Origin of the sequence: Campylobacter rectus (genome assembly GCF_004803795.1) — a bacterium.
Taxonomy (GTDB): domain Bacteria; phylum Campylobacterota; class Campylobacteria; order Campylobacterales; family Campylobacteraceae; genus Campylobacter_A; species Campylobacter_A rectus.
The window spans coordinates 2,168,100-2,192,091 of sequence record NZ_CP012543.1 but is presented as its reverse complement, the minus strand read 5'-3'; the positions used below and the strand labels follow the sequence as shown (position 1 = coordinate 2,192,091).

The window sequence follows — 23,992 nt, the reverse complement described above, 5'->3', positions numbered from 1 at the left end:
AATTTATTTACCGCCGCCAAGCTGTCTATCCTGGCCGTATCGCGGCGAATACGGGCCGTAGAGCAAGCAGTCTTTGCAATCTGTGCTAAACAAAATCGCGTCCGCGTGCGCCGAGAGGTCAAAGCTCGCGTCCGAGACCGAGTCGGCGATTTGTTTAACGAGCGCGGAGACTAGCATGCCGATGAGGTTGCCCCTGCCGCCGCCGGAGTCGTTTGCCGCCGCCGCGCTTTTTTGCCAGAGCACGGCGCTCGTGTTTAGATCGACCAGAGTCGCTGCTACGCTCACGCGCGTGACGCTGCTAAGCAGCATATACGAGGTGCCGTAGTCCGCGACGTTGAGGTAGAGCGCTGCGTCGGCGCCGAATATCCGCTTTAGCTTATACGCGGAAACCTGCGCGATCTCTGCTGCATCGTAGATACCGTTGTTTTTAAAGGTCTCATTTACGAGTGCGGGCGAAAATACGTAATATCCAGCCTCGCTAAGCGGATAGAGTGCGTTTGCCAGCACTGCCGCGGAGGCCTTTATCTCGGCTGCGTCGCTGGTGGGCATCATAACGACGATCGAGCGAGGCTTGGTCTGCAAAAACGCCGAGTAGTCGTATATCTGCGGCTGCGAGCCTGCGCACGCGCCCAAAAACAGCACCGCAAACGCGCCAAGAAGCGCCGATTTTATTTTATTTTTCATTTTGGCTTCCTTTTGCGGTCTTGCTCGTTTTGGCGGCGTTTTTACTTCTTTGTTCGGAGCTTATTGCGCTCGTGTTTGAGCTAAATTCGGCGGGCTTTGTTTGTTTTTCTTTTAAATTTTGCTCGCTTGAATTTTGGCCTTTGGCATTCGAGCTTAAATTTGACCCGTCGGCTTCAGATTTTAGGTCGCTTTTTGAGCTGTCGTCTAAATTTGAGCTTTTAGTGTCAAATTTGCCGCCGTTTCGCCCGTCGTCGATGCCTTTGGCTTGGTTGTTTAAATTTGCCGCGCCTGCGCCGACTTTTTCCTGCGACCATGTGCCTAAATTTGCGTCTTTATCGCTCAAATTTGCCGCAGATTTGCCTACCGCGCCCGCCGTTTTGCCGTTTTGATTTAGCAAAAACATCGCGTAGTCGCGCGACTCGGGATAGAGCTCGGCTTCTTTTTCGACGTAGGCTTTAAATTTAGCCCCGTTTCCTTGCGAAAGATAGAGCAGGCCCAGATGCGCGTGCAGTCCGGGAGGGACTTTGGCGGCTCTTTGATAGGCTTTTTGCAGGCTTTCCTCGAGCGCTGCGATCTGTGCGCCCGCGTCGCCTTCTTCGGTTAGATACTCGTAGACCGAGCCCGTGTAGGCGCCGTCCCAGTAGTATAGCTGCCTAGGAGAGTCGTCCGCGCAGCCCGAGAGTAGCAGGGCAGCGGCGGAGGCGAGCGCGAAATTTGCTAGAGTTTTAAAGCGCAAAATTTATCCTTATTTCGCGTTAAAAGCGCCGCTTTCAAGCCCGCGCGTTAGGTTATTTACGGCCTCGATGATGGCTAGGCTTAGCACCTTGCCGTTTAGCGTCGAATCATACCCAGCGCTTCCGCCAAAGCCCAGTACTTCGCGGTTTGAGAGCTCATACTCGCCGGCGCCCTGAGTGGAGTAGATCACCTCGGAGTTTTTCACGTCCACGACGTTAAGATTTACCTTTGCGTAGGCGGTTTGGGTTTTGCCTTTGCCAAGTATCCCGAAAAGTTGATGGTCGCCCGTAGTTTTGCGGCCAAACTCCGTCACGTCGCCCGTGATGACGTATCTTGCGCCCTTGATGTTTTGCGCCTCTTTGTTTAGCGCGCTTTCTTCTTTGATGGCGCGCATGTTGCTGCGGTCAAGCACCGAAAAGCGCCCGCTTTGCTGTAAATTTGAGATGAGGATGGTTTGGGCTTGGTTGCCTAGTCTGTCCTCGCCGTCTGAAAATACGCCGTTTTGGTATGATGACTGGTTGCTAAAGCGGCCGATCGAGACGGCGATCTTTTGTCCTTGATAGGCTGTGTTTAGGGTTTGAACTTTTGGCGTTTCGACCACGCGAGATCGCTCTGTCGCGCAGCCCGTTATCAGCATCGCGGCGCATGCGGCTAGTAAAAATTTGAGGTTTTTCATATCTCTCCTTTAAATTTGATTTGCATTATTATCTTAGCTGTTTTATGCTTAAAAATAGATACTGCAATCGCCCGTCCGTAAAATCTTTGCATGGCTAATCTTTGCGTTAGCTAAAACGCTTTTTTAGATTGTTAAAAGCTAGTTCAAGCGCCTTTACTTCATACCCAAGCTCTTCTATGACCTTTTTTCTAAGATTCAAGTTCTTGGCTATAAAATCAGAAAAATTTAGTGATAGAACAAAAACATCTTCGCTACTAAAGCGATATTCGATATCCTCAAACGTAAAAACTTTTGCCGAAAATTTAACGTTCGCCCAAGCTATCCTTTTCACTTTTAAAAACCCGCTTTGAAGATAAACGGCTTTTGTCGTAATTAGGGCGTTTTTAAAGATGATAAGCGGCAACTCTATCGGTAGGTCGTTTCTTTTTAGTCCGAGTTTGTGTCGTTTTAAAAATTTATTCGCCGCCTCGAATAAGCTATAATGGCTATTGCGTTTGGTCTCGTTAAAATACGAAACGCAAGCGTAAAAGACTTCGAATAATATGCCGCTTGACGAATCTTTATATAAAGTATCGTCGCCTTTAAGCGTAGTAAACGGCGTTACGATGTCTTTTTCGGTTTCGCTAAACAGATAATCGGTCTCTAAATTTCTAAACGGAGCGTAAAATTCCTCATAAAAAATATTTAGAATTTGCGTAAAATCCTGAGTATTTAAGCCGAGTTTGGCGCACTCTCCTTCGTAATATTTTCTCTTTTTCTCATAAAGCTCTTTTTGCTCGCGGGTTTCATTTTTATCTAGGCGCTTTTCTAGAATAGGAACCAGCTTTTCTTTCGCATTCTCTACGCTGTTCTCCCAGATGCCGCTCATTTGAAATATATCGTAAGGAAGCGTTAGGGCGTTATAAGTGAGCCTAAGATTGCTTATTATTTCATAGTCGTCTTCGTCATCCTCTTTTTTCTCAAAACTGTTTTTGTATAGCTCTCCAAGCATAAAGCTGGCGATAAATTCGTCCCAGCCGTTAAATTCGCTAAGAATTTTTTCACCGTAGAAATTTACGATTTTTTCATATTTTTTTTGCCTCAAATATAAATCCTCAAAGCCGATTATCGCCAATGCTATTATGGATGCGTAATCGTAAGCTCTTATGTTTTGTTTTTCGCAAACAGCGAGTATATCGCTCGTATCGGCGCAAAATTCGATAAATTTGCGTAAATTTTCATTTTTATAAAAATCCTCGGCGATTTGCATAAATTCGGCTTTTTTATCGACAAAGTCATCTTCGTTAAAATCGTCTTTATCAAAGGATACGCCGAAATTTTTAAACTCTTTTTTTATCTCCTCATCGGTTAAAATTTTATTAAACTCATCAAAGCTTAGCGTCTCAAGCTCATCTTTTATTTTATATAAAAAGTTAAATAAAATGCATTCGTAAATATGCTTGTCCAGCTTTTTTATATAGTTCATAACATCTTCTTCTAAAACTACTTGGTAAGCTTCCCGCAGTGCGTTTGGGGATCTGTAAAAACTACTCTCGTAGTCCTCGGAAATACAAAAAAATCGCTCTTCTAACAGCTCCTTGCAAAAGAAAACGTTCTGCAAATCATACGCCTTAAGAGGAAAAGCGAAAATGTTGTTGGGGTTAAAAACCTTATTCATTCATTACTCCTTAAATTTATTTTTAATAACTATTATTGCGCCGAGTTTATGATTTATAACGATAGCGCAAAATAAATCAAACCGCATTATAAGCCGTAAATCGCCGTTAAATTTGATGTGCTTTGCGCTTAAATTTAGCTCAAATTTGCCCGCGCAAGCCGCCTAAAATGAAATTTAATTAAAATTGATTATGTCACGCTCTGCCGCCGAATTTTACTTGGAGCTCAAATTTGGCCCGTGTCAAATTTACCCGAGACGTCGCGCGTTAAAATTAAAATTTAGCTTGAAATAACGCCGAATTTGCCGAATGCGCCGCCAAGTAAAATTTAAAATCGGCGCTGCAACAAGGTCTAATTTATCAAAATCGTCGTTTCGCGAAAGTCTAATTTGATCCAAAGCAAATCCGCAAGCGGGCGGAGTCGATTACAAAATCTCCGCCTCTTTGCTTGCGTTTACCGAGCTTAGCGCGATGCGGTCGCCGGGTTTTAGCTCGCTTAGATTTACCGTTTTGCCGTCCTTTTGTACTCGGACGAAATTTGAAATCTGTGCGAAAAACGACTCTTGCTGCGCATATGCGGCGCGAGCTAGTTTTAGCGCGTTTTCAAATTTGAGCAGCTTAGTTTGCGCGGCGGCGTCTAAAACCTGCCTTAAATTTAGCAAAATTTGCTCTTTGCGAGCGATTTTTTGCTCTAAACTCGCCTGAGAAAATCTCGCTCTCATCATGGCTAGAGCGTTAAATTTACGCTCCCAAACGCGCATAAAGGCCGCGTCCGCCGCCTCGCTTAGCCTGTCTATGCTCTGCATTAGCTCGCCTGCATCGGGCAGTAGCGCAGCCATCGCCGCGCTTGGTGTCGGAGCGCGAAAGTCTGCCGCAAAATCGCTGATGACGTAATCAATCTCGTGTCCGACGGCCGATATCACGGGCGTGCGCGCCGCGTAGATCTCGCGGGCTAGATTTTCGTCGTTAAAGCACCATAGATCCTCTCTACTACCGCCTCCGCGTGCCAGCACGATCGCATCCGCACCGCTTGTATCGGCTCTTTTTAGGGCGCGTATGAGCGAGGCGGGCGCGGTTTCGCCTTGCGTTAGCGAGTCAAAAACTATGATTTCCGCCGGCGCCCAGCGCTGCGAAGCGATACGCAGCATGTCTTGCAGCGCGGCCGAGGTTTTTGACGTCACTAGCGCGATCTTGCGGGGAAATTTAGGTAGTGGCTTTTTGCGCGAGATATCAAAAAGCCCTTCGCTCTCAAGCCGCGCTTTTAGCTGCTTAAATGCAAGCTCGAGCTCGCCTTCGCCGCTTGGGCGTATGAGAGTTGCGATAAACTGATAGCTGCCGCTTGGCGAGTAGAGCGAAATTTTGCCGTAGAGAGCGACTTTCATGCCGTCTGCGACGTCAAATTTGAGCTTGGCGGCGTTAAATTTATAAATGACCGCCGAGATCGCGGCCTTTTCGTCTTTTAGCGTGAAGTACCAGTGTCCGGAGCCGTGTTTAACGAGCCGAGAGATCTCGCCCCCCACTTCGACGTAGGAAAACGTCGTCTCAAGCAGCGTTTTGGCCTGCTCGTTTAGCTCGCTGACGCTTAGCACTCACGCGCCTTTTGCGCGATGAAAAGAGTAGAAATATCCATCGAAAAGCCCTTGCAAAGGCGCATCTCAAAGCCCGCGGCAGCTAGTTCGTCCGCAAAGCTTTTGGCGTCTAAAAAGCCCTCGATCGAGCTTGGCAGGTACTCGTAGGCTTCTTGATTTTTGGAGATAAAGCCGCCTATTTTAGGCAAAATTTTGCTTAGATAAAAGTCGCGAGCGCCAGTGAGAAGGCCGCTTTTTTTGCGCTTAGTAAATTCTAGCACTACGACGTATCCGCCCGTTTTTAGCACCCTGTTAAACTCTCTTAGCGCGGCCCCCCTTTCGACCACGTTTCTGATGCCGTAGCTGATGCTTAGCACGTCCATCGAGCCGCTATCAAGCGTCGTTTGCGTGGCTAGCGCCTCGATAAATTTAAACTCGGGAAATTTTTGCTTAGCGACTGCGAGCATGCCGCTTGAGGGATCGATGCCGATTAGATTTTCGATTTTTGCGTTAAACTCGCCAGCCGTCTTTTGCCAAAAGCCCATCATATCGCCCGTGCCGCATGCGACGTCTACGATATTTACGCTTGAGTCTTTGAAATTGCTTAGAACCGTTTTGCAGGCGATCTTGCGCCAGCTCACGTCCGCACCCATGCTCAGCACGCGGTTTGCTAGGTCGTAGGTGGGCGCGATGTCGTTAAACATTTGAACTATTTTTTCTTGTTTTTCCATTTTTTCTCTTTAGATATAGTAGATTTTTAAGCCGTGCGAAAGCTTTGTGAGGCTTTTTAAAATTTTAGGCTTTGAGTCCAAAATTTCGCTTCGTAGCTCGTAGATTTTTTTGTAAATTTTGCTCTGAAGCTTGTCCAGGCGCTTCTCTTGGGCGCCTATTTTTATATATGCAAATAGCCCCAGCCAGACGTCGGCGTCTTGCAGCGAGCCGAAAACTTCTTGTAAAATTTTGGTCTTTTTAAAGCATTTTCTAGCCGCAGGGAAGTCAAAACCGCTGCCGAAAATCTCGCTTAAGTATCTCAGCCTTTTTATCTCGATGCGACACTTATGAAACTGTGCGTTTTCGGTGGTTTGGCTCAAATTCGAGAGAGATTTTTTAAGGCGTAAAATTTGAGCTCTCATGGATTTTGCGGCGAGTTTTTTTATCGGCGCGTCTCCTAGCTCGCCTTTAAAAAAGTCGCTCCCCTCGCGTAAAAATACCTCCCAGTCGCGCAAAATTTCGTTCGCTTCGTCGCTTTGTAGCTCGGCTTGGACGCTTTGGGCTAGAGTTTTGCTTAAATTTTCCAGCTCGCTAGCTATCGCCTCAAAGCCTTTTTGCCTTTGCAAAAACTCGCAAAATACGTCTATATCGCGCTTTTGATTAGTTAGCTCGGCTAGTTTTTTAAAATTTAGCAGAAAATAGCAAGCCGTTTTTCGGTCGAAAACGAGAGTGAAAAGTTTGAGCAAAGAGCGGGTTTTGCGCAAATTTATGCGGATCTGGTGTAGCGCCTCGGCATCGCTAGAGCTTGCGTATTCGTTTAGGCGTTTGCCAAGCATCGTAAAAATCTGAAAAAACACCGTCCGCATCGCATCCATCGCGCCGATGTAGCTCGGTAAATTTAGCTCCAGCTCCGGGCTGTTTTGTAAAATCTCAATGCTCTTTTGTGCGTCAAATTTGCCCTGCGGCAAGCCAAAAAGCGCTAAATTTTTATTTTTATAGCGCTCATCCTCCGTGACCTCGCTAGCTATGTGCGCGGCGATAAACTCGGGCGGGTTAAACTCCGCCGCCTCGCGCTCGCTAGCAAACTCGGCCTCTAAAGTCACAAGCCCCTCTAAAGCGCCGTGAAAAATATCGACGTTGCAAGCAGCGCCATCAAGCCGAAATAAAAATCTCGTCTTTTTTATCGGAGCGGCGACTACGTTTTTTAGGGCTTTTTTAAAGCTTTTGGCGTCCGTTTCGCTCTCATTTTCCTCGCGCGCTAGACCGATGCCTGATTTTTGCGTGATCGTAAAAACGCCCGAAGCCTCGCGAAATCTAATCTCCTCAAGCGGAGTGATTTTGACGTAAATTTGCGTCACCTCTTTTTGCTCGGTGCCGATGTCGCGGGCCTTTAGCTCGCTTATGACGGCGGCGTCACGCAGGATAAATTTACGCTCGATCTCTATCAAATTTCGCTCCTTAATATGAAAAATTGTATCAAAAGGTAGCTTAAAGTGTAAAATTTGCGTCCTTTTGCCGCCGCCCTTGCGACGCAAAATGATTTTTTAACGCAAATAACGCTAAAATCAGCTCAAATTTGAAAGGAGTTTGGATGAATAGAAAGCTAAATTTTAGCGCGGGACCTTCGGCTCTGCCTCTTAGCGTGCTTGAGCGCGCGCAAAACGAGCTCACGGACTATCAGGGCAAGGGCTTTTCGATAATGGAAATCAGCCACCGAAGTAAAATTTACGAAGAGGTGCACTACGGCGCGATGGCGAAGGCACGCGAGCTATACGGCATCGGCGAGGAATTTGACGTGCTATTTTTGCAAGGGGGCGCGCATTTGCAGTTTGCGATGATACCGCTAAATTTAGCCGCCAAAGGCGTCGCGCAGTACGCAGACACGGGCGTATGGACTAGCAAGGCGATAAAAGAGGCCGCAAATGTCGGCGTATCCTACGAAGTAGTCGCCAGCAGCAAGGAAACCTCCTACGACCGCATCCCTGAGGTTAAATTTAGTGATGACGCCGCATACGGCTACGTCTGCACGAACAACACCATCTACGGCACGCAGTACCGCGAGCTGCCTCGCTCCAAAGCTCCGCTAGTAGTCGATGCGTCGAGCGATTTTTTCTCGCGGCCGATTGATTTCACGGACGTGGGGCTGCTATACGGCGGCGCGCAGAAAAATGCCGGCCCAAGCGGCGTAACCGTCGTCATCATCCGCAAGGACCTGCTAGAACGAGCCTGCATGGAGCGCACTCCGACGATGCTTCGCTACGACACGCACGCTAACGCTGCGTCGCTATACAACACGCCGCCGACGTTTGGCATATATCTGCTAAATTTGACGCTGGGCTGGGTGCAAGAACAGGGCGGTCTAGCGGGCGTAGACCGGATCAATGAGCAAAAGGCGGCGCTGCTTTACGGCGCGATCGACGGTTCTGGCGGCTTTTACAAAGGTCACGCGCAAAAAGATAGCCGCTCGCTGATGAACGTTAGCTTTACCATCGCAAACCGCGAGCTGGAGGCGGCCTTTATCTCCGAGTCCGAAAGTGCGGGCATGCTGGGACTAAAAGGACACCGTCACGTAGGCGGTATCAGGGCCTCGATATACAATGCCGTAAGTATCGAAAACGTGCGGACTTTGGCTGAGTTTATGAAAGAATTTGCGAGGAAAAACGGGTAAATTTGGCTGGACGCGTCGCGCGAGTTTGGCTTTGCTTCGGGTAAATTTAAGCCCGAGGCTAAATTCGGCGGTGCGTTAAATTTTGCTTTTTACTCAAATTTAAGCGGCTTTGGCTTGAGGGCGGCTGCTTAAATTTCTTTGGTTTTACGGCGAGCCGATTTTAAATTTACCTAGTTAAATTTAGCAAATATTTAGGGCTAAATTTAGCTCGCGTCCGCCTTTTATTGTGCATTTTTAAATTTGACCGCGTGAAGCAAAATTTGGAAAAATTTGAGAAACTACGACGAAAATCTCATAATCATAAACGACTACGGCGCACTGTTTTTGGCAGGTTGGCATATTATTCTTTTCGCGTTTGGTGTTTTTATAATTGTTTTTGGCGATGCTACGCTTTTATTTCGCATTTGTATGATTGCGCTATTAATCGGCCTTTTGTTGTTTGCCTTGCATAATACTTACGTCTTCGTGCCGCGAGTTTTCAAATAAAAACCAAGCTTTTTTAGATTTTCGGGCAGTATATTTACGTAGATAAAGTAAAGAGCGATGAAAAAGTCGCGCTCGCAAAGGATGCGGAAAAGGTCTATTTTTGCGTTATCAGCGAGCTTGATAGCTGATACGGCAGATTTCACTTTTTACCCCGTATCAGCTCTATAAAAAATCGTCAATCGGCGTGCATTTTAACAAAACGAAGGACTTTATAAGGTATCTTTTAGTGTATTTGATATTTGCGCTACCGTTAAAATTTATAAACTAAAAAACCGGCGAACCGCTGTGGTTACTGCGTAAAAATTTCGTCATCAGGATGAAAAATAGAAATTATTTTGGTAAATTGCTACAGCAAGGATGATTATTTTGAGCTGCTACGGTTTTTTGGGGCAACAAAATCCCCGTGGAGGACAAGACGAAATTTATGCCACAAGCTCAAAGGTCGGCGATATTTTTTGAGGACAAACACGAGATCCGGAGCGACGATGCAAACGACACGGAAATATCAAAAGACGACTGGAAGCGCAAGATGAGGCGGTTTTTTAGTTTGGAGTAGTAGCGGTAGGGGGGCCTTGCTGTGTTTTGGCGTTAAACCCGCTCAAGCGCGCCGTTTTTAAGAGAGTAGGAAATAGACGCGGCGAGATCAAATCGACGAAGCAGTAGTTACGACCCTTTAAATTTAGCGCTAAATTTACTCTTCGCTCGCTTAGCGTAAATATTTACAAGCCGCCTTTGCAAGGCTTTTTGACTGGTGCCGTAAAATTTAACTAGCCGTCATTAAAATCATAAACCGTAAAAAATGTCGCCTTAAATTTTGCGTTTCGTGCGCTAGCTCGGCAAATGTCTACAAAAAACAAATTTAGCCAAAATGCGACCGAGTCGGCTAAATTTGTTTTTTGACCTGTAAATTTATCTTACCGTCCGCCTCGAAAAATTTGTATTCCAAATCGTCTGAAATATAGCTTATGCTTTTATTCTCGCAAATTTGTTTCTTGCGGGAGGCTATCTTTTCTAGCATCGGCGGCAGCTCCTTGGCGATCAAAAGCTTGATGGACATATCCAGGCCGTGCGTTAGCTTTTTGAGAAATCTGCCGTCAAGTTCGCTCTCGTCTTTTATCATATATAAGGTCGCGTCAAAGCCGAGCTTTTGCAGTTTGTCGTAGAGCTCGCTTTTTTCTTCGGGCGGCGCGCAGTGGTCGCTTACGGCGCAGTGATAGCCGACGTAAATAGGCTTCGGGTATGCGCTTTGGATTTTTAAGTGTTCGATATTTAATATGTTTCTTATGTCTTCATGCGCTTGAGAGAAGTAGTTGGGCGAGGACTCGTTTAACGTCCACATAGTTTTGTCGGAGACATAAACTAGGATGTTGTCAAAGTGCGTATCGGTCGAATATCCGTAAAATTTAAGATAATTGACCTCCTTGCCAAATCCGATAAGCTCCCAAAAGAGCTTTGCGTAGCTACTATTGTCGATGAGGCCGTCTATTAACCATGGCGCAAATTTTGCCGCCAAAGCATTTATGTAGGCGCCGTGCGAACTGCCGACTAAGACTACGGGTAGCTCGTTTATATCGGTCGCGGGTTTAAACGGCGGGTTTGCTTTGATAAAAAGCGCGGCATTTATCACGTCTTGGGCTTGCATAACGCCGAAATTTTGATATTCGTTTTTAGTCGGTTGTAGCGTAAGTGAGATTTCCAGCTTAAAGTCGCCGGGTAAAATGCCGTTATTTTTTCTCGCAGTTATCTCGTCGTCTAGCTTTAACAAAAAGTAGTCGGCTATGTAGTCCGGGGCTTTTATTCCGATTTTCAGGCATTTATTTTTAAGGATGATTTTGTCGATCTCGTCTAAAAAATACGTCGCTCCGGTTTGAGGCCTGTTGCCGATGCAGTGATAATTCACACTCGCTACGGCTACTTCAAATTCGCTAGCTACGAATTGCGCTAAGCGCTCTCTATAGTTTTCGTTCGCATCGCCGCCAAGACCGGGCACTATAAAAACAAGGGCCCTGATCGCCTTTTCATCGTCGTAGCATAGCTTAAATTCTAACACGGATTCTCGCTTTACGCCAAGCTCTACGTCGTCGCAGGATGGAATTTCGTATGTTTTGTTTATTATCATTTATTCTACTTTTTGTATTGATTGGCTTATTATATCCGCACTCGGCTAAATTTAATAAAAATTTGATGAAAACAATCCTATGAAAAATATTCGAGCTCGGTTATTTGGCGATAAATTTAACCGCTGTTATTTTGCGCAAAACGCCGCATCCGGTATTTTGCGTGATTATAAAAGACGGACTAAATTTGCCCGCAAGCTTGCACATTATCGTTTCAGAGTGTTGGTGTTTTGACAGGCTAACGGCAGGTGTTAAAAAGTCTGTAAAATTTTAAAATAAAAAAGCAGCTTTAAAGTTTAACGCGTAATATGGAAAATTATAGTTACAAAACGTATTAGGAATTTGGATTATCTTAAAAGCAGTTGCGCCGGGTGAGACTATTTGCCGTAGTTTTCGCCGCCGAATTTTAACAGCGCCGAACCCCACGTGAAGCCGCCGCCGAATGCATCCAGTAAAATCAAATCGCCTTTTTTGAGCCTGCCCGCTTCATATGCTTCGTTCATCGCCATCGGTATGGAGGCCGAGCTTGTGTTGCCGTATTTTCCGACCGTTACGACGCATTGCTCGTTCGTGAAATTTAGTCTTTGTTTTACGGCTTCGATGATGCGTAAATTTGCCTGATGCGGGATAAAAAGATCGACTTTATCGCTTGAGATTCGGTTTTTATCCAGGATATTTACGACATCTTTGGTTAGCGTCTGGACGGCGATTTTAAAGACTTCGTTGCCGGACATCTTGATAAATCTCTCGTCTCCGCCGGGCGTGATGAGTAAATTTGCGTAGTTGCCATCGGCTGCCGTGTGAACGTCTATGATCTCGTTTGATTCGCGTCCGCTCACGACCGCTGCACCCGCTCCGTCGCCAAAGAGTATGCAAGTCGCCCTATCCGTCCAATCTACGATCTTGCTTAGTTTTTCGGCTCCGATTATAAGCACGTTTTTTTTACCGCCGCTTTCTACTAGAGATTTTGCAAGCTCGAGCAGGTAGATAAATCCCGTGCACGCCGCGCTTATATCAAAGGCCGTAACGGCGTCGATGCCTAAGTTTTTGGCGATCTTGCAGGCGGTTGATGGCATGCAAAGATGATCGGGCGAGATAGTGGCGCAGATGACGGCATCGATATCTTTAGCCGTCAAATTCGCTCTTTCAAGCGCTATTTTCGCCGCTTTCGTGCCGAGCTCGCTCGTGTCTTCATCCTGTGCTATGCGTCTTTGGCTGATGCCTGTGCGCTTAACTATCCACTCATCGCTGGTTTCTACGGTTTTTTCAAGGTCGAAATTCGTTAAAATTTTGGGCGGAGCGTATGCGGCTATGGAGATGAGCGAGGCTTTGGGCATTAAATTTTTCTTTGTAGTTTCATTTGGTAAAATGCGAGAGCTCGTCTTCGATGATTTTGTTTATGTCCGAGTCTGCAAATTTTAGAGCTTGAAATATCGCGTTTTTGATGGCTTTAGGCGTGCTTTTACCGTGGCTGATGATGACGCAGCCTTCGACGCCCAGCAGCGGTGCGCCGCCGTATTCGTCGTAATCGACTTGCTGTTTTAGAGTCTTAAAAACTTTTTTCATTAGAAGCGAACCCGCTATGGCGACCGGGGATTTTTTAACGTGTTTTTTTATGATTTTGGTTATCGCGTCGGCTACGCCTTCGCTTGTTTTTAGAAGGATATTTCCGACGAATCCGTCGCAAATTATAACATCCACGCTTCCGTCAAAAACCTGATTTCCTTCCGCGTTGCCTACGAAGTTATCGAGTTTTGAAATCATCGCAAAAGCTTCTTTCGTGGCTTCGTTGCCTTTACTGCTCTCTTCGCCGTTTGAAAGAAGCCCTAGTTTAGGGGATTTTATCTTTAAAATTTCCTTTGCATAGGCTTCGCCCATTATAGCAAACTGAAACAGATGCTCAGGCTTGCAATCCACGTTTGCACCGACGTCCAAAACCAGCGTTTTGCCCCCTGTTACGTTTGGCATCAGCGTCGCTATCGCGGGACGAGAGACGTTTTTGAGCCGTCCGACGCGAAGCGTGGCAAGGCTCATCGTGGCCCCGCTGTGTCCTGCCGAAACGACGGCTTTGGTTTGCTTATTTTTAAGTAGCTCGATAGCCTTAAATATACTGCTTTCTTTTCGCTTTAACGCATCGGTGGCGCCCTCGTTCATAGAGACGACTTCATCGGCTTGAATAAATTTTACGTATTGTTTGAAATTGTGCGGGATAAGGCTCTCTAAAATTTTCGTATCGCCTACCAAAACGGCTTCGAATTTTACTTCTTTTAAAGCCTCGATCACGCCGCCGATAATAGGCTGCGGACCGAAGTCGCCGCCCATCGCGTCAATGCAAATGCTGGTCATTAGTATTAATACTCTCCGGTAGTTTTATTTACGCGGTGAGGCATTTTCCATGAGCCGTCTTTGTCTTTTACGGGAACGGGAAGCGTTACTTTGTAGTGTGTTCTTCTCTTTGCCGCGCGAGTATGACTTACTCTTCGTTTAGGTACTGCCATTTTATTCTCCTTTATAGATTTTTACATTTTTCGCAATAAAAATAATCGCTCTTAAAAGCTTCTATTTCGCTTGTCAATACTTCTTCTAAATTTACAAAACCGTCGAAAAACTCGACCGCATCGTCGAGATTTTCTTCTTTATCTTTGTAAATTCCGTCGCTTAATATCAAATTTACATCTTCATCAAGCTTTAAATTTATATCTTCGCCGCATCTATCGCAGTTATGCGCTATTTTGCCCGCGATTTTGCCTTTACAGCTAACTAAATTTTGGCTTATTCTTTTTAATTCGCCGTTAAAATTTACCCCATCCAAGCCTAGCTCGAACGGCATTTGATTATTTGCGATTTTGGCAAAAGATATTTTCAAAATTTAACCTAAATTTAGCAAATTTCTCTTGTCGCAAAGAAAAATGCGATCTCGTTTTTAGCGTTTTCCAGGCTATCGCTGCCGTGAACGGCATTTGCGTCGATGCTCTCGGCAAAGTCGGCTCTTATCGTGCCCGGTTTTGCCTCTTTCGGGTTGGTTGCACCCATCAAATCGCGATTTTTAGCCACCGCGTCGTCGCCCTCAAGCACCATAACTACGACCGGTCCGCTTGTCATAAAATCGACTAAGTCGTTGAAGAAAGGTCTGTCCTTATGAACTGCGTAGAAAGCCTTCGCGTCGCATTTGGTTAGTTTGACTTTTTTCATAGCGGCGATTCTTAGTCCGTTGCTCTCGAATCTATCTACGATTTTTCCGATAACGCCCTTTTTAACGGCATCAGGCTTGATAATAGAAAGCGTTTGCTGCATAAAATTTCCTTATTTGTAATTTTTTATAAGGCGGTGATTATATCAGAAAAAAATTAAATTTCAAAATAAGCTCTGCAAAAGGTCTTAAATTTGGCGCTTAGGGTATGATAGCGGTTGCGCCCGTTCTCATATCGCCGCCTATGTCGGTACGAGATGGTTGCCCGACGCAAGGCGCGTCCCATACGATGCATCCGTCGGTCGGACAGGCGTATGCGCATGCGGGTTCGTCGTTAAAACCTACGCACTCGACGCATTTATCCGCATAGACGTAGTATGCATCCTCGCCGGTCGGGTTATCCGCGTCGTCTACGATAGCGCTAACAGGGCATTCGTCGATGCAAGAGCCGCAGCTTATGCAAATATCGGTTATTTTTACCGCCATTTTTTATCCTTTTTATTTAAAATTTTTATAAGGCTATCAAAAACTAAGTAAATTTGATATTAAATTTTCTCGTTAAATTTTTAAAACGAAAACATAAAATTTTTAGCTATTTTTAATTTTTAATTGATATAATTTCGCTACAAATAAAAATTATTAAGGAGAAAAAATGTTAGTAACGAAAAAAGCACCTGATTTCACGGCTGCAGCGGTTTTAGGAAACAATCAAATCATAAATGATTTCAACCTATACAAAAATATCGGCAAGAAAGGCGCGGTTGTATTTTTCTATCCGATGGACTTCACTTTCGTTTGCCCTAGCGAGATTATCGCTTTTGATAAGAGATACGACGAATTTAAAGCTCGCGGTATCGAAGTTATCGGTGTTTCAACGGATAATCAGTTCTCTCACTTCGCATGGAAAGAAACTCCGGTAAGCAAAGGCGGCATCGGTCAAGTTCGCTTCCCGCTGGTAGCCGATATGACGAAGTCTATCGCTCGCGGTTTTGACGTGCTTTTAGAGGATGCGGGCGTCGCTCTTCGCGGTAGCTTTTTGATCGATAAAGACGGCACCGTTCGCCACGCGGTCATAAACGACCTTCCGCTTGGAAGAAACATCGACGAGATGATAAGAATGGTCGATACGATGCTATTTACCAACGAACACGGCGAGGTTTGCCCTGCGGGATGGAATAAAGGCGATAAAGGTATGAAGGCCGATACCGCAGGCGTCGCGGACTATCTAGCGCACAATGCGGAAAAACTATAATCATCCAAATTTAAGGGCGAGTTTTCGCCCTTTTCTTCTCGCTTTTATCCGGCTGTCTAAAAATTTTTAATAAAATCTACGAAAAATTAAACTAAAATAAAAGAAATTTTACTATAATTACGATAAAATCTTTGAAATTTCGGAAGGAAAACTTTAAATGCTAGTCACGGATAACGGCGAATCTCTTATTTTGGAAGGCGCTATCAGCGTATTTTCAAGGGCTTTAAAAGACGGCCATCAAATTCATTTTTTAAATTTGTACAATGGCGTAAAGGTAGAGTGTCAGGGTAGCGTGATATCGGTCGAGGATGAGACCGTGGTCTGCAAAGTGACGCTAGAGCAAATTTTAGCGATGAAAGAGGAAAAAAACGCCTATATCGTGCGGGACGAGTATTTCGCCGAAAATTTAAGAGCCGACATCGTAGGGTTTGACCTGTCGAATTTGACCGTGACGCTTAGAAATTTTATCTATATGCATAACTTGCACGCAAATTTGCGAAAATATCAGCGCGTCTATCCAAACAGATACACCAAGGTTTCGCTCGCTCAAAACGGCAATGAAGTGCAAGGAAATTTATACGACATATCCGAAGGCGGACTAGGCGTCGTTAGCGCTGACGACGGAGAGTTTAAGGACGGCGAGCAAGTGAGGGCTAAATTTGAGCTGGATATCCCCGACTACGAAAGCGGCTCTTGCGAAAAAGCGGACATCGATATCGATCTAAAACTAGTTACCGCGCTAAAATACAAAGGCGCTATGAGATACTGCTGCCAAGTGATGAACAAACAAAACGCGCATCAAAATATCGTAAAATTTACCGACAAGCGCGTAAAAGAGACGCTTGAAGATCTAAAAGAGCAGCTAAAAACTTACCAATAAATTTATCGTAAAATTTAAAAGGCGGGTCTCGCGCTTGCCTTTTAAATTTTACCCGCTTCGATTTCAAATTTACCCTGCAGCTTCACCCGAAATTTAATCAAAAATCAGTAAAATAGCCCAAAATTTACAAGGAAATTTTATGAAAACCATCCAAGAAAATTTAAAGCTGTTTTACGTCGGACTCAAGGACAAAGAGCCGTTTTTTTACAAAAACAAAGACCTCACGACGCACGCAGCCATCATCGGTATGACCGGTAGCGGTAAAACGGGCCTTGGTATCGGCATCCTAGAAGAAGCCTGCATCGATAACATTCCGACCTTCGTCATCGACCCAAAAGGCGATATGACCAACCTCGCTTTGGCGTTCCCGCAGATGAGCGCGCAGGATTTTGCGCCCTACGTCGATGAAAACGAAGCGCAAAACAAAGGTATGAGCGCGGATGAATTCGCCGCTAGCGAAGCGCAGACGTGGAAAAAAGGCATCGAGGGCTCGTTTCAGAGCTTAGAGCGCGTAAGGCTTTTTAAGGATAGCGCCGAGCTAAAAATTTATACGCCAAAGAGCAGTAGCGGCGTCGGCGTGGCACTGCTTGGGGATTTTGCCCGTCCGAATTTGGACGTAGGTAGCGAGGAGTTTAGCGAATACGTCGGCTCTTTGGCTAGCTCGGTGCTCTCGCTTGTGGGCATAGAAAACGACGTAAATTCAAAAGAGCACCTGCTCATCTCAAACATTTTTATAGATAAATTTAGCCGGGGCGCGGACGTGAGCCTGGAGGAGCTCATCGGCTTTATCGCGACGCCTCCGTTTGCCAAGATCGGTGTATTTGACGTGGAGAAATTTTATCCAAGCTCCGAGCGTATGAAGCTAGCGGTTAAAATCAACACGCTGCTTGCAAGCCCCGATTTTCGCGCGTGGCTAAGCGGCGAGCGACTCGACATCTCAAAGATGCTTTTTAACGCAAACGGCAAAGCAAAGTGCAATATCTTTACGATCTCGCACCTAAAAGACAGCGAGAGGATGTTTTTTGTGACGCTGCTGCTAAACGAGATCATCGCGTGGATGCGCAAGACCGAGGGTACGAGCTCGCTTCGCGCGGTGCTTTATATGGACGAGATTTTCGGATTTTTCCCGCCAAACGGCAATCCGCCTAGCAAAACTCCGATGCTTACGCTACTCAAGCAAGCCCGCGCGCACGGCCTCGGCGTGATACTAAGCACTCAAAACCCGGTCGATCTGGACTACAAAGGCCTTAGCAACATCGGCACGTGGTTTATCGGGCGCTTGCAAACCGCTCAGGATAAAGCGCGCGTGATCGACGGTATGACGGGGCTTGCGGGCTCTGCGATGGATAAAGGCGAGATAGAAAATCTCATCTCAAATTTACAAAAGCGCAATTTTCTTTTAAAAAACATCCACGAGGACGGGCTATCCGTCATCTCGACGCGATGGGCCCTGAGCTATCTCAAAGGCCCGCTTAGCCGCGAGCAGATTTCAAATTTGATGAAAGAGCAAAGGGGCGGGTCAAATTTGAGCGAGTTAAGCCCGGTAAAAAGCTCAAATTTCGCTGCTAAGCCGGTGCTGTCGCCGGGTATCGCTCAAATTTACGCCGCAAGCTCAAATTTGCAGGAGGGCGGCGAGCTGGAGGGGTATCTTTACGGCGAAGCCAAAGTGCGATTTTACGACGCTAAAAAGGGGCTTGACGAGGTTCGTGAGGTTAGCTATATGCTCAGACTGGACGAATCGCAAAAGGAAGCTCTGTGGAGCGAAGCTAGCGAAAATATGCATTTTACCGCGGTTGCAGAGCCAAATTTTAAGCTCTCATACGCGCCGCTACCGGGCTTTGTCGCGGGAGCTAAAAATTTTAAAGAGCTAACTAAAAATTTTAAAGAATTTATATATAGAAACTACAAACTTAGGCTGTTTAGCGCGCTAAATTTAAGCTCGGCGCCGGGTGAGAGTAAGGAGGAGTTTTACGTGCGTTTGGCCGATAAATGCAACGAAATTTTAGAGGCGCAAACGGCCAAGCTTACGGCGGAATTCGACAAGCAAAAAGCGCGCCTAGAGGAGAAACTAAACCGCTCCGTGGCAAAGCTAGAAAAAGAGCAGCGAGACTTTAAAAGCAAGGGGATTGAGACCGCGATCTCGGTGGGTGCGAGCATTTTGGGCGCGATTTTCGGCAAGGGGCTACTAAGTAGCGGCAACATCGGCAAGGTCGCGACCTCCGCGCGCTCGGCAAATAGCGTGCTAAAAGAGCGTAGCGACGTCAAACTAAGCGAGCAAGAAGTCGCCCAGCTAAACGCGCAGATCGAGGAGCTGATGGCGAAATTTAAAGAAGACGCGAGCGAGCTAAAAGCCAAAAACGACGTGCAAAACGTGGAAGTGACGGAGGTGGAGGTGGGGCCGAAGAGTAGCGATATTTATGACGAAAAGCTCTATCTTTTATGGAAGTAGCGGCTTGTCTTTTGAGCGTCTTTGAATGAGTTTGAAATTTTAAGTCTGCGGCAGACTGCTTGTCTAGCCTTGACTTAAAATTTCTGCACAACATTCAAATCCATCTCAAAATACTACGCCTTATAGTTTTACGTTCAAATTTTAAGTCAAATTTTACTCGCCGAGACCCGCATCTTGAAAATGCAAATTTAAAACGCGCGACGCGAAAGCGTCAAATTTAAATCTGCGCATAGCGCAGCAACCTCTCACGTCGTAGGGGATAGGGGATCGTTAAGGGGGAAGGGAGCGACTTCGCAATTTAGCCCACCCCCTTTACAACAAAGTAAAAAAACAACCTTAAACGGTTGTTTTTTTACGCAAAGAGATACACCATACAACGCTAAATTTAACCAACCCAAATTTGGCGTTTTTGTGGTACAGGTCTCGGCGAGTAAAATTTACAAATTTACCGCCCTTTAAAACGACCGATTTATCAAAAAATCAGCCGAATTTAATTAATATTGCGAGATCGAAACAAAAATCAGGATAAAAAATGAACGAAAATTTGATAGCTTATGCCGCGGCGTATCTGCTAGGCGGCATCCCATCGGGCGTGATTTTGGCTTATATCTTCGGCGGAGTGAACATCAGAAGCGAAGGCAGCGGCAGTATCGGCGCGACCAACGTTTTGCGCGTGCTAAAGCAAAAAGACCCCAAACTCGCTAAAAAAATCGCGATTTTGACCGTCGTTTGCGACGTTTTAAAGGGCGTTTTGCCGATACTAATCGCGAAATTTTTGGGCCTTGTTCCAGCGACGCTTTGGGCGATGGCGGTGCTTTCGGTGCTCGGGCACTGCTATTCGCCGTTTTTAAAATTTGAAGGCGGCAAGGGCATAGCCACGGGTGCGGGCGTTTTGGCGGTCTTTTTGCCGCTTGAGATCGCTATCGCGCTCGTGGTTTGGTTTGTCGTCGGCAAGCTGCTTAAAATCTCCTCGCTCGCCTCTCTAGCCGCACTTGCGGCGTTTATAGTGGCGACTTTTGCGTTACAGCCGCAGATCCCGGATATCGACTCCTATGCGCCGATATTTTTGATCGCATTTTTAGTCGTTTATAAGCATCTGCCAAACATCAAACGCCTGATAACGGGGCAAGAAAAGCAAGTGATTTGACGACGATTATCAAAGATTATGAGTTTAGCACGATCATCGGTTTGCTTGATTTCGAGCGCGTGACGCCGCAAAAGGTGCGAGTTAGCGTCGAATTTCAAAGCGGCGGGTTTATGGATTATATCGAGGTGATAAATTTTATAGAGGAAATTTACGCGCGGGAGAAATTCGGCACCGTGGAGAGCTCGCTTGAAATTTGCGCTAAAAAGTTGAAGGAAAAATTTAGCTCACTTAGCTTTTTGAAAATGGAAATTTTAAAAATCGAGATCGTCAAAAATGCGCTGGTTGGCGCGAGAGCCGAGTTTAAATATTAATTTTTTTTTAAAGTATCTTGAAATCTCGCTTAATTTATGCTACAATCGCGTCAAATTTCACAAAAGGGAAAAAATGAGAATTTTAATAGTTGAAGATGAGGTAACTCTAAACAAAACTATCGCCGAAGGCTTGCAAGAGTTCGGTTATCAAACCGACAGCTCGGAGAATTTCAAGGATGCCGAATACTACATCGGTATTAGAAATTACGACTTGGTTTTAACCGACTGGATGCTGCCTGACGGCGACGGCGTGGATCTGATCAGTATCATCAAACACAAATCTCCACGCACCGCGGTCGTCGTGCTATCCGCCAAAGACGACAAAGATAGCGAAGTGAAAGCCTTTAGAATAGGCGCGGACGACTATATTAAAAAGCCGTTTGATTTTGACGTTTTGGTCGCTAGGATCGAGGCTAGGCTGCGCTTTGGCGGCACCAACGTCATCAAGATAGACGATCTCATCATAGATCCGGACGAAGAGAAAATCACATATCTGGGTCAAGATATCGAGCTAAAAGGCAAGCCGTTTGAGGTGCTAACTCACCTTGCGCGCCACAGCGATCAGATCGTTAGCAAAGAGCAACTACTAGACGCTATCTGGGAGGAGCCCGAGCTCGTCACTCCAAACGTAATCGAAGTAGCAATCAACCAAATCCGCCAAAAAATGGACAAGCCGTTGAACATCTCGACTATCGAAACGGTCAGAAGACGCGGGTATAGGTTTTGCTTTCCCAAAAAAGCCTAAGATTTAGGTTTATAGTGCAATTAGCATCGGCTTCTACGATGCTAATTCTCATCATCTCCGTTCTTTTATACCAGTATATCAAGGTCACGATATACGAGGGCATCTCGCAGTCGCTCGCATACGAAGCTAAAATTTTATCCACGAGCGCAAATTTATCCAAGATCAAAAGACCGTTTGAGTATTTCACGCTAAACGACAGTCCTACAAGAGCAAAGCTCGTAAGAGGCAAAGTTGTTTCGCCTTATTTCGTTACGGAAAAAGTCGGACAAAAGACCTACTTGACGCTGTTTTACCCGTATCTTGAGGATACGGGCATAGCGATGACCAAGGACACCACGCATCAAAGCAGACTCATAGATCAAATTTTAATCGACATCGTTATGGTAAATGCGACATCCATACTTTTGGTCATTTTTTACGTGCTATTTCTATCGCGGATGCTGCTTGTGCCGATCAAAATTTTAAGCAGAAAAATGACGAATTTAAACGAACGGTTTTTGCAGGCGGTAAGTCTTGACGAGCTACCGCCCGAGTTTAAGCCGCTGGGTAAAAGTCTAAACCGCCTGATCGAGCGTATTCAGACATTTGTGCTTTATCAAAAGGAGCTTTTTGTCGGTGTCGCGCACGAGCTAAAAACGCCGCTTGCGGTGATGAAAACCAAAAACGAAGTCACGCTAATCAAGCTGCGCGAGAGCGAAAAATACATCGAAGCGCTCAAAAACAACAACGAAGCCATCAATCAAATGAATAAAATGATCGGCTCGATCCTAGAGATCGGGCGGCAAGAGAGCGCGCAGTTTGAGGAGGCCGTGCGCATCGATATCATCGAGTTTTTGAAACAGTCGGCGAATAATTTTAAAATTTTAGCCCGCGGCGAGAGTAAGGATATCGCGACCGATTTTGCGCCGCACAGCCTTAAAATGACGCTGCAAACAACGCTTTTAACGCACGTTATTCAAAATTTCGTCCAAAACGCGATCAAATTTTCCCCTCCGGGCTCCGTGATAACGCTGCGTTCGCGCCTTGGCCAAAACGAGTTTATCATCGAGGTTGTAGACGAGGGCTGCGGCATAGACGAGAGCAAGGACCTTTTTGCGCCGTTTAAAAGATTTGGCGACAAAGGCGGAGCGGGGCTCGGGCTGTTTTTGGCTAAAGGAGCGGCCCAAGCGCTTGGCGGCTCGGTATCTATCAAAAACCGAACCGACGGGCATAGCGGCGCGATCTCTACGCTCACGCTCGCGATAAATAAAAACAACAAAGGTAAATAAATGGCAAAACGAACCGCCGTCATAGATATGGGCTCAAATTCGATGCGAATGGCGATTTTTGAGAAGACTTCGCGCTATGCGTTTCACATCATCGGCGAATTTAAGATGAAAGTGCGCCTGGGAGAGGGCGCGTACGAGCATGGCGGCGAGATAGCGGAAAAGTCGATACAAAGGGCCTGCGAGGCGCTAGGAGAGTTTAAAAATATAGCAAAAAGCTATAAATGCGCGAAAATTTTCGCTATGGGCACCTCGGCTCTACGCGACGCACCGAATGCAAGCGAGCTAATAAGTGCAGTAAGACGCGAGCTAGGGCTAAATTTGAAGGTTGTTAGCGGCAAGGACGAGGCGACGTTTGGCGGCGTGGCGGCGCTAAATTTGCTCGAGCCGCTAGATGAGTTCGTCACGCTTGATATCGGCGGGGGCTCTACGGAGATATCGCTTATTAGCGGCGGAAAGATAACGGATGCTATGTCGCTGGATCTTGGCACCGTGCGGTTAAAGGAGCTATTTTTCGATAAGAAAAATTTAAGCGCCGCACAGCCTTTTATCAAGGACGCGCTAAAAAATTTGCCCAAAAATTTTAAAAGTAAAAATCTAGTCGCTATCGGCGGCAGTCTGCGCGCGATATCCTCGGCGATAATGTCGGCACAAAACTACCCGCTAAAAACGGTGCATAACTTCGCTTATAAGCTGCAAAATCACAAAAGCTTTATCGAGAGTCTCGCGCGAGCGAGCGTGCTGGAGCTGGGGAAATTCGGCATTAAAAAAGACCGCTTCGATACCATTAGAGAGGGCGCGCTCATCTTTTTAGGCGCAGCCGAGGCGCTTAATGCGCAAAATATCTACACTAGCGGCGCAGGCTTTAGAGAGGGCGTATTTTTGAGCGATATCTTGCGTCCGACGCGTAAATTTCCGCCCAATTTCAACCCAAGCGTGAGGAGTTTGCAGGATAGATTTTTGCAGGATGATAACAAAGCCATCGTAAAATACGCAAAAGACCTCTTTGCCGCGCTAGAGCCTTTGCACGGGCTTGAGGGGCGCTACGAGAGCGAACTGGCAGTCGCTGCTAGGCTACACAGCGTGGCTCAATGTTTGGGATTTTACGGTGAGCACGCCAGTTCGGCGTTTTTCGTGTTAAATGCGCTAAACTACGGCTTTTCGCACGCGCAAAAATGTCTCATCGCCGCGATCATAGCACAAAACGGCAAGAAAAATTCGGACGAATTTGAGCGGTTTAAAAATCTGCTACCCGGCGAAAACGTCGTGCGCTGGCTGAGCTTTATCCTCGCGCTTGCTAAAAATCTCGATGCAAACCGTTCGCACAAAAAGCTGGAATTTGAGTTTATAAACCACACTTTGCAAATTTACGGCGCCAAGGAGCTGTTTATGGCGAAGGAAAATATCAAAAAGATGACCAAGCCCGATACTTTTGCGATCTGTTTTGCGTGAG

At 46.1% G+C, this 23,992-nt stretch carries 25 protein-coding genes; 10 read left to right on the top strand and 15 right to left on the bottom strand.

What is annotated here, in order from left to right; genetic code table 11:
* Nucleotides 1-3: 3 nt before the first annotated feature.
* The 7 genes from CRECT_RS10565 to CRECT_RS10535 form a co-directional block, all read right to left on the bottom strand.
* Nucleotides 4-684 carry a DUF799 domain-containing protein gene (locus CRECT_RS10565; RefSeq protein WP_002943817.1) on the bottom strand — a complete coding sequence of 227 codons (681 nt, stop codon included), beginning with the start codon at nucleotides 682-684 and terminating at the stop codon, nucleotides 4-6.
* Nucleotides 674-1,420 carry a DUF4810 domain-containing protein gene (locus CRECT_RS10560; protein WP_002943821.1) on the bottom strand — a complete coding sequence of 249 codons (747 nt, stop codon included), beginning with the start codon at nucleotides 1,418-1,420 and terminating at the stop codon, nucleotides 674-676. Before CRECT_RS10560 ends, CRECT_RS10565 begins: the two co-directional genes overlap by 11 nt.
* A gap of 9 nt (nucleotides 1,421-1,429) precedes the next feature.
* Nucleotides 1,430-2,095 (bottom strand): CsgG/HfaB family protein, encoded by a 666-nt coding sequence (locus CRECT_RS10555; RefSeq protein WP_002943984.1) that lies wholly within the window; start codon nucleotides 2,093-2,095, stop codon nucleotides 1,430-1,432.
* Nucleotides 2,096-2,201: 106 nt separating this feature from the next.
* The gene (locus CRECT_RS10550; RefSeq protein ID WP_002943780.1) at nucleotides 2,202-3,752 is read right to left on the bottom strand and encodes a DUF1266 domain-containing protein; all 1,551 of its coding nucleotides are present in this window, start codon (nucleotides 3,750-3,752) and stop codon (nucleotides 2,202-2,204) included.
* 423 nt (nucleotides 3,753-4,175) lie between these two features.
* On the bottom strand, nucleotides 4,176-5,339 hold the full coding sequence (gene xseA, locus CRECT_RS10545; RefSeq protein ID WP_002943743.1) for an exodeoxyribonuclease VII large subunit: 1,164 nt from the start codon (nucleotides 5,337-5,339) through the stop codon (nucleotides 4,176-4,178).
* Entirely contained in the window at nucleotides 5,333-6,049 is a 717-nt protein-coding gene (gene ubiE / locus CRECT_RS10540; protein WP_002943973.1) for a bifunctional demethylmenaquinone methyltransferase/2-methoxy-6-polyprenyl-1,4-benzoquinol methylase UbiE, read from the bottom strand. Before ubiE ends, xseA begins: the two co-directional genes overlap by 7 nt.
* A gap of 9 nt (nucleotides 6,050-6,058) precedes the next feature.
* Nucleotides 6,059-7,477, bottom strand: coding sequence for a CYTH and CHAD domain-containing protein (locus CRECT_RS10535; protein ID WP_039887733.1), 1,419 nt, complete (start codon nucleotides 7,475-7,477; stop codon nucleotides 6,059-6,061).
* Nucleotides 7,478-7,620: 143 nt separating this feature from the next.
* Between CRECT_RS10535 and serC the strand changes: the two genes are divergently transcribed.
* A complete protein-coding gene (serC, locus tag CRECT_RS10530) occupies nucleotides 7,621-8,697 on the top strand; it encodes a 3-phosphoserine/phosphohydroxythreonine transaminase (RefSeq protein ID WP_002943762.1) in 1,077 nt (358 codons plus the stop codon).
* A 455-nt stretch (nucleotides 8,698-9,152) separates the two neighbouring features.
* Here the strand turns inward: serC and CRECT_RS10525 are convergent, their stop codons facing one another.
* Complete coding sequence (locus tag CRECT_RS10525; RefSeq protein WP_002943986.1) at nucleotides 9,153-9,326, bottom strand: hypothetical protein; 174 nt, start codon at nucleotides 9,324-9,326, stop codon at nucleotides 9,153-9,155.
* Between the two features lie 281 nt (nucleotides 9,327-9,607).
* Here CRECT_RS10525 and CRECT_RS13015 point away from each other — a divergent pair, with 281 nt between their 5' ends.
* On the top strand, nucleotides 9,608-9,739 hold the full coding sequence (locus CRECT_RS13015; protein WP_257792178.1) for a hypothetical protein: 132 nt from the start codon (nucleotides 9,608-9,610) through the stop codon (nucleotides 9,737-9,739).
* 327 nt (nucleotides 9,740-10,066) lie between these two features.
* Here the strand turns inward: CRECT_RS13015 and CRECT_RS10520 are convergent, their stop codons facing one another.
* The 7 genes from CRECT_RS10520 to CRECT_RS10490 form a co-directional block, all read right to left on the bottom strand.
* Entirely contained in the window at nucleotides 10,067-11,302 is a 1,236-nt protein-coding gene (locus CRECT_RS10520; protein WP_002943773.1) for a DUF2920 family protein, read from the bottom strand.
* Nucleotides 11,303-11,677: 375 nt separating this feature from the next.
* The gene (locus CRECT_RS10515) at nucleotides 11,678-12,637 is read right to left on the bottom strand and encodes a beta-ketoacyl-ACP synthase III (RefSeq protein ID WP_124851145.1); all 960 of its coding nucleotides are present in this window, start codon (nucleotides 12,635-12,637) and stop codon (nucleotides 11,678-11,680) included.
* Nucleotides 12,638-12,656: 19 nt separating this feature from the next.
* On the bottom strand, nucleotides 12,657-13,646 hold the full coding sequence (plsX, locus tag CRECT_RS10510) for a phosphate acyltransferase PlsX (protein WP_002943744.1): 990 nt from the start codon (nucleotides 13,644-13,646) through the stop codon (nucleotides 12,657-12,659).
* Nucleotides 13,647-13,651: 5 nt separating this feature from the next.
* The gene (gene rpmF, locus CRECT_RS10505) at nucleotides 13,652-13,798 is read right to left on the bottom strand and encodes a 50S ribosomal protein L32 (RefSeq protein ID WP_002943740.1); all 147 of its coding nucleotides are present in this window, start codon (nucleotides 13,796-13,798) and stop codon (nucleotides 13,652-13,654) included.
* 11 nt (nucleotides 13,799-13,809) lie between these two features.
* Nucleotides 13,810-14,166, bottom strand: a complete 357-nt coding sequence (locus CRECT_RS10500; protein WP_002943998.1) for a YceD family protein — start codon at nucleotides 14,164-14,166, stop codon at nucleotides 13,810-13,812.
* Nucleotides 14,167-14,180: 14 nt separating this feature from the next.
* Nucleotides 14,181-14,594, bottom strand: coding sequence for a nucleoside-diphosphate kinase (gene ndk, locus CRECT_RS10495; protein WP_002943924.1), 414 nt, complete (start codon nucleotides 14,592-14,594; stop codon nucleotides 14,181-14,183).
* A gap of 97 nt (nucleotides 14,595-14,691) precedes the next feature.
* A complete protein-coding gene (locus tag CRECT_RS10490; protein WP_002943717.1) occupies nucleotides 14,692-14,976 on the bottom strand; it encodes a 4Fe-4S dicluster domain-containing protein in 285 nt (94 codons plus the stop codon).
* A 166-nt stretch (nucleotides 14,977-15,142) separates the two neighbouring features.
* On the opposite strand from CRECT_RS10490, the gene CRECT_RS10485 reads away from it, so the two are divergent.
* The 8 genes from CRECT_RS10485 (at nucleotide 15,143) to CRECT_RS10450 (ending at nucleotide 23,991) form a co-directional block, all read left to right on the top strand.
* On the top strand, nucleotides 15,143-15,742 hold the full coding sequence (locus CRECT_RS10485; RefSeq protein WP_002943872.1) for a peroxiredoxin: 600 nt from the start codon (nucleotides 15,143-15,145) through the stop codon (nucleotides 15,740-15,742).
* A 157-nt stretch (nucleotides 15,743-15,899) separates the two neighbouring features.
* Complete coding sequence (locus tag CRECT_RS10480; protein WP_002943768.1) at nucleotides 15,900-16,622, top strand: PilZ domain-containing protein; 723 nt, start codon at nucleotides 15,900-15,902, stop codon at nucleotides 16,620-16,622.
* Between the two features lie 139 nt (nucleotides 16,623-16,761).
* Nucleotides 16,762-19,071 (top strand): ATP-binding protein, encoded by a 2,310-nt coding sequence (locus CRECT_RS10475; RefSeq protein ID WP_002943942.1) that lies wholly within the window; start codon nucleotides 16,762-16,764, stop codon nucleotides 19,069-19,071.
* Between the two features lie 532 nt (nucleotides 19,072-19,603).
* Nucleotides 19,604-20,218, top strand: coding sequence for a glycerol-3-phosphate 1-O-acyltransferase PlsY (plsY, locus tag CRECT_RS10470; RefSeq protein ID WP_002943718.1), 615 nt, complete (start codon nucleotides 19,604-19,606; stop codon nucleotides 20,216-20,218).
* Nucleotides 20,215-20,529 (top strand): dihydroneopterin aldolase, encoded by a 315-nt coding sequence (locus CRECT_RS10465; RefSeq protein WP_002943776.1) that lies wholly within the window; start codon nucleotides 20,215-20,217, stop codon nucleotides 20,527-20,529. The genes plsY and CRECT_RS10465 overlap by 4 nt, the downstream gene beginning before the upstream one ends.
* Nucleotides 20,530-20,602: 73 nt before the next feature.
* Entirely contained in the window at nucleotides 20,603-21,274 is a 672-nt protein-coding gene (gene hsrA / locus CRECT_RS10460; protein ID WP_039887768.1) for a homeostatic response regulator transcription factor HsrA, read from the top strand.
* 38 nt (nucleotides 21,275-21,312) lie between these two features.
* Nucleotides 21,313-22,542 carry a sensor histidine kinase gene (locus tag CRECT_RS10455; protein WP_002943995.1) on the top strand — a complete coding sequence of 410 codons (1,230 nt, stop codon included), beginning with the start codon at nucleotides 21,313-21,315 and terminating at the stop codon, nucleotides 22,540-22,542.
* Complete coding sequence (locus tag CRECT_RS10450) at nucleotides 22,543-23,991, top strand: Ppx/GppA phosphatase family protein (protein WP_002943863.1); 1,449 nt, start codon at nucleotides 22,543-22,545, stop codon at nucleotides 23,989-23,991. It begins immediately after the preceding gene.
* Nucleotide 23,992 lies beyond the last annotated feature (1 nt).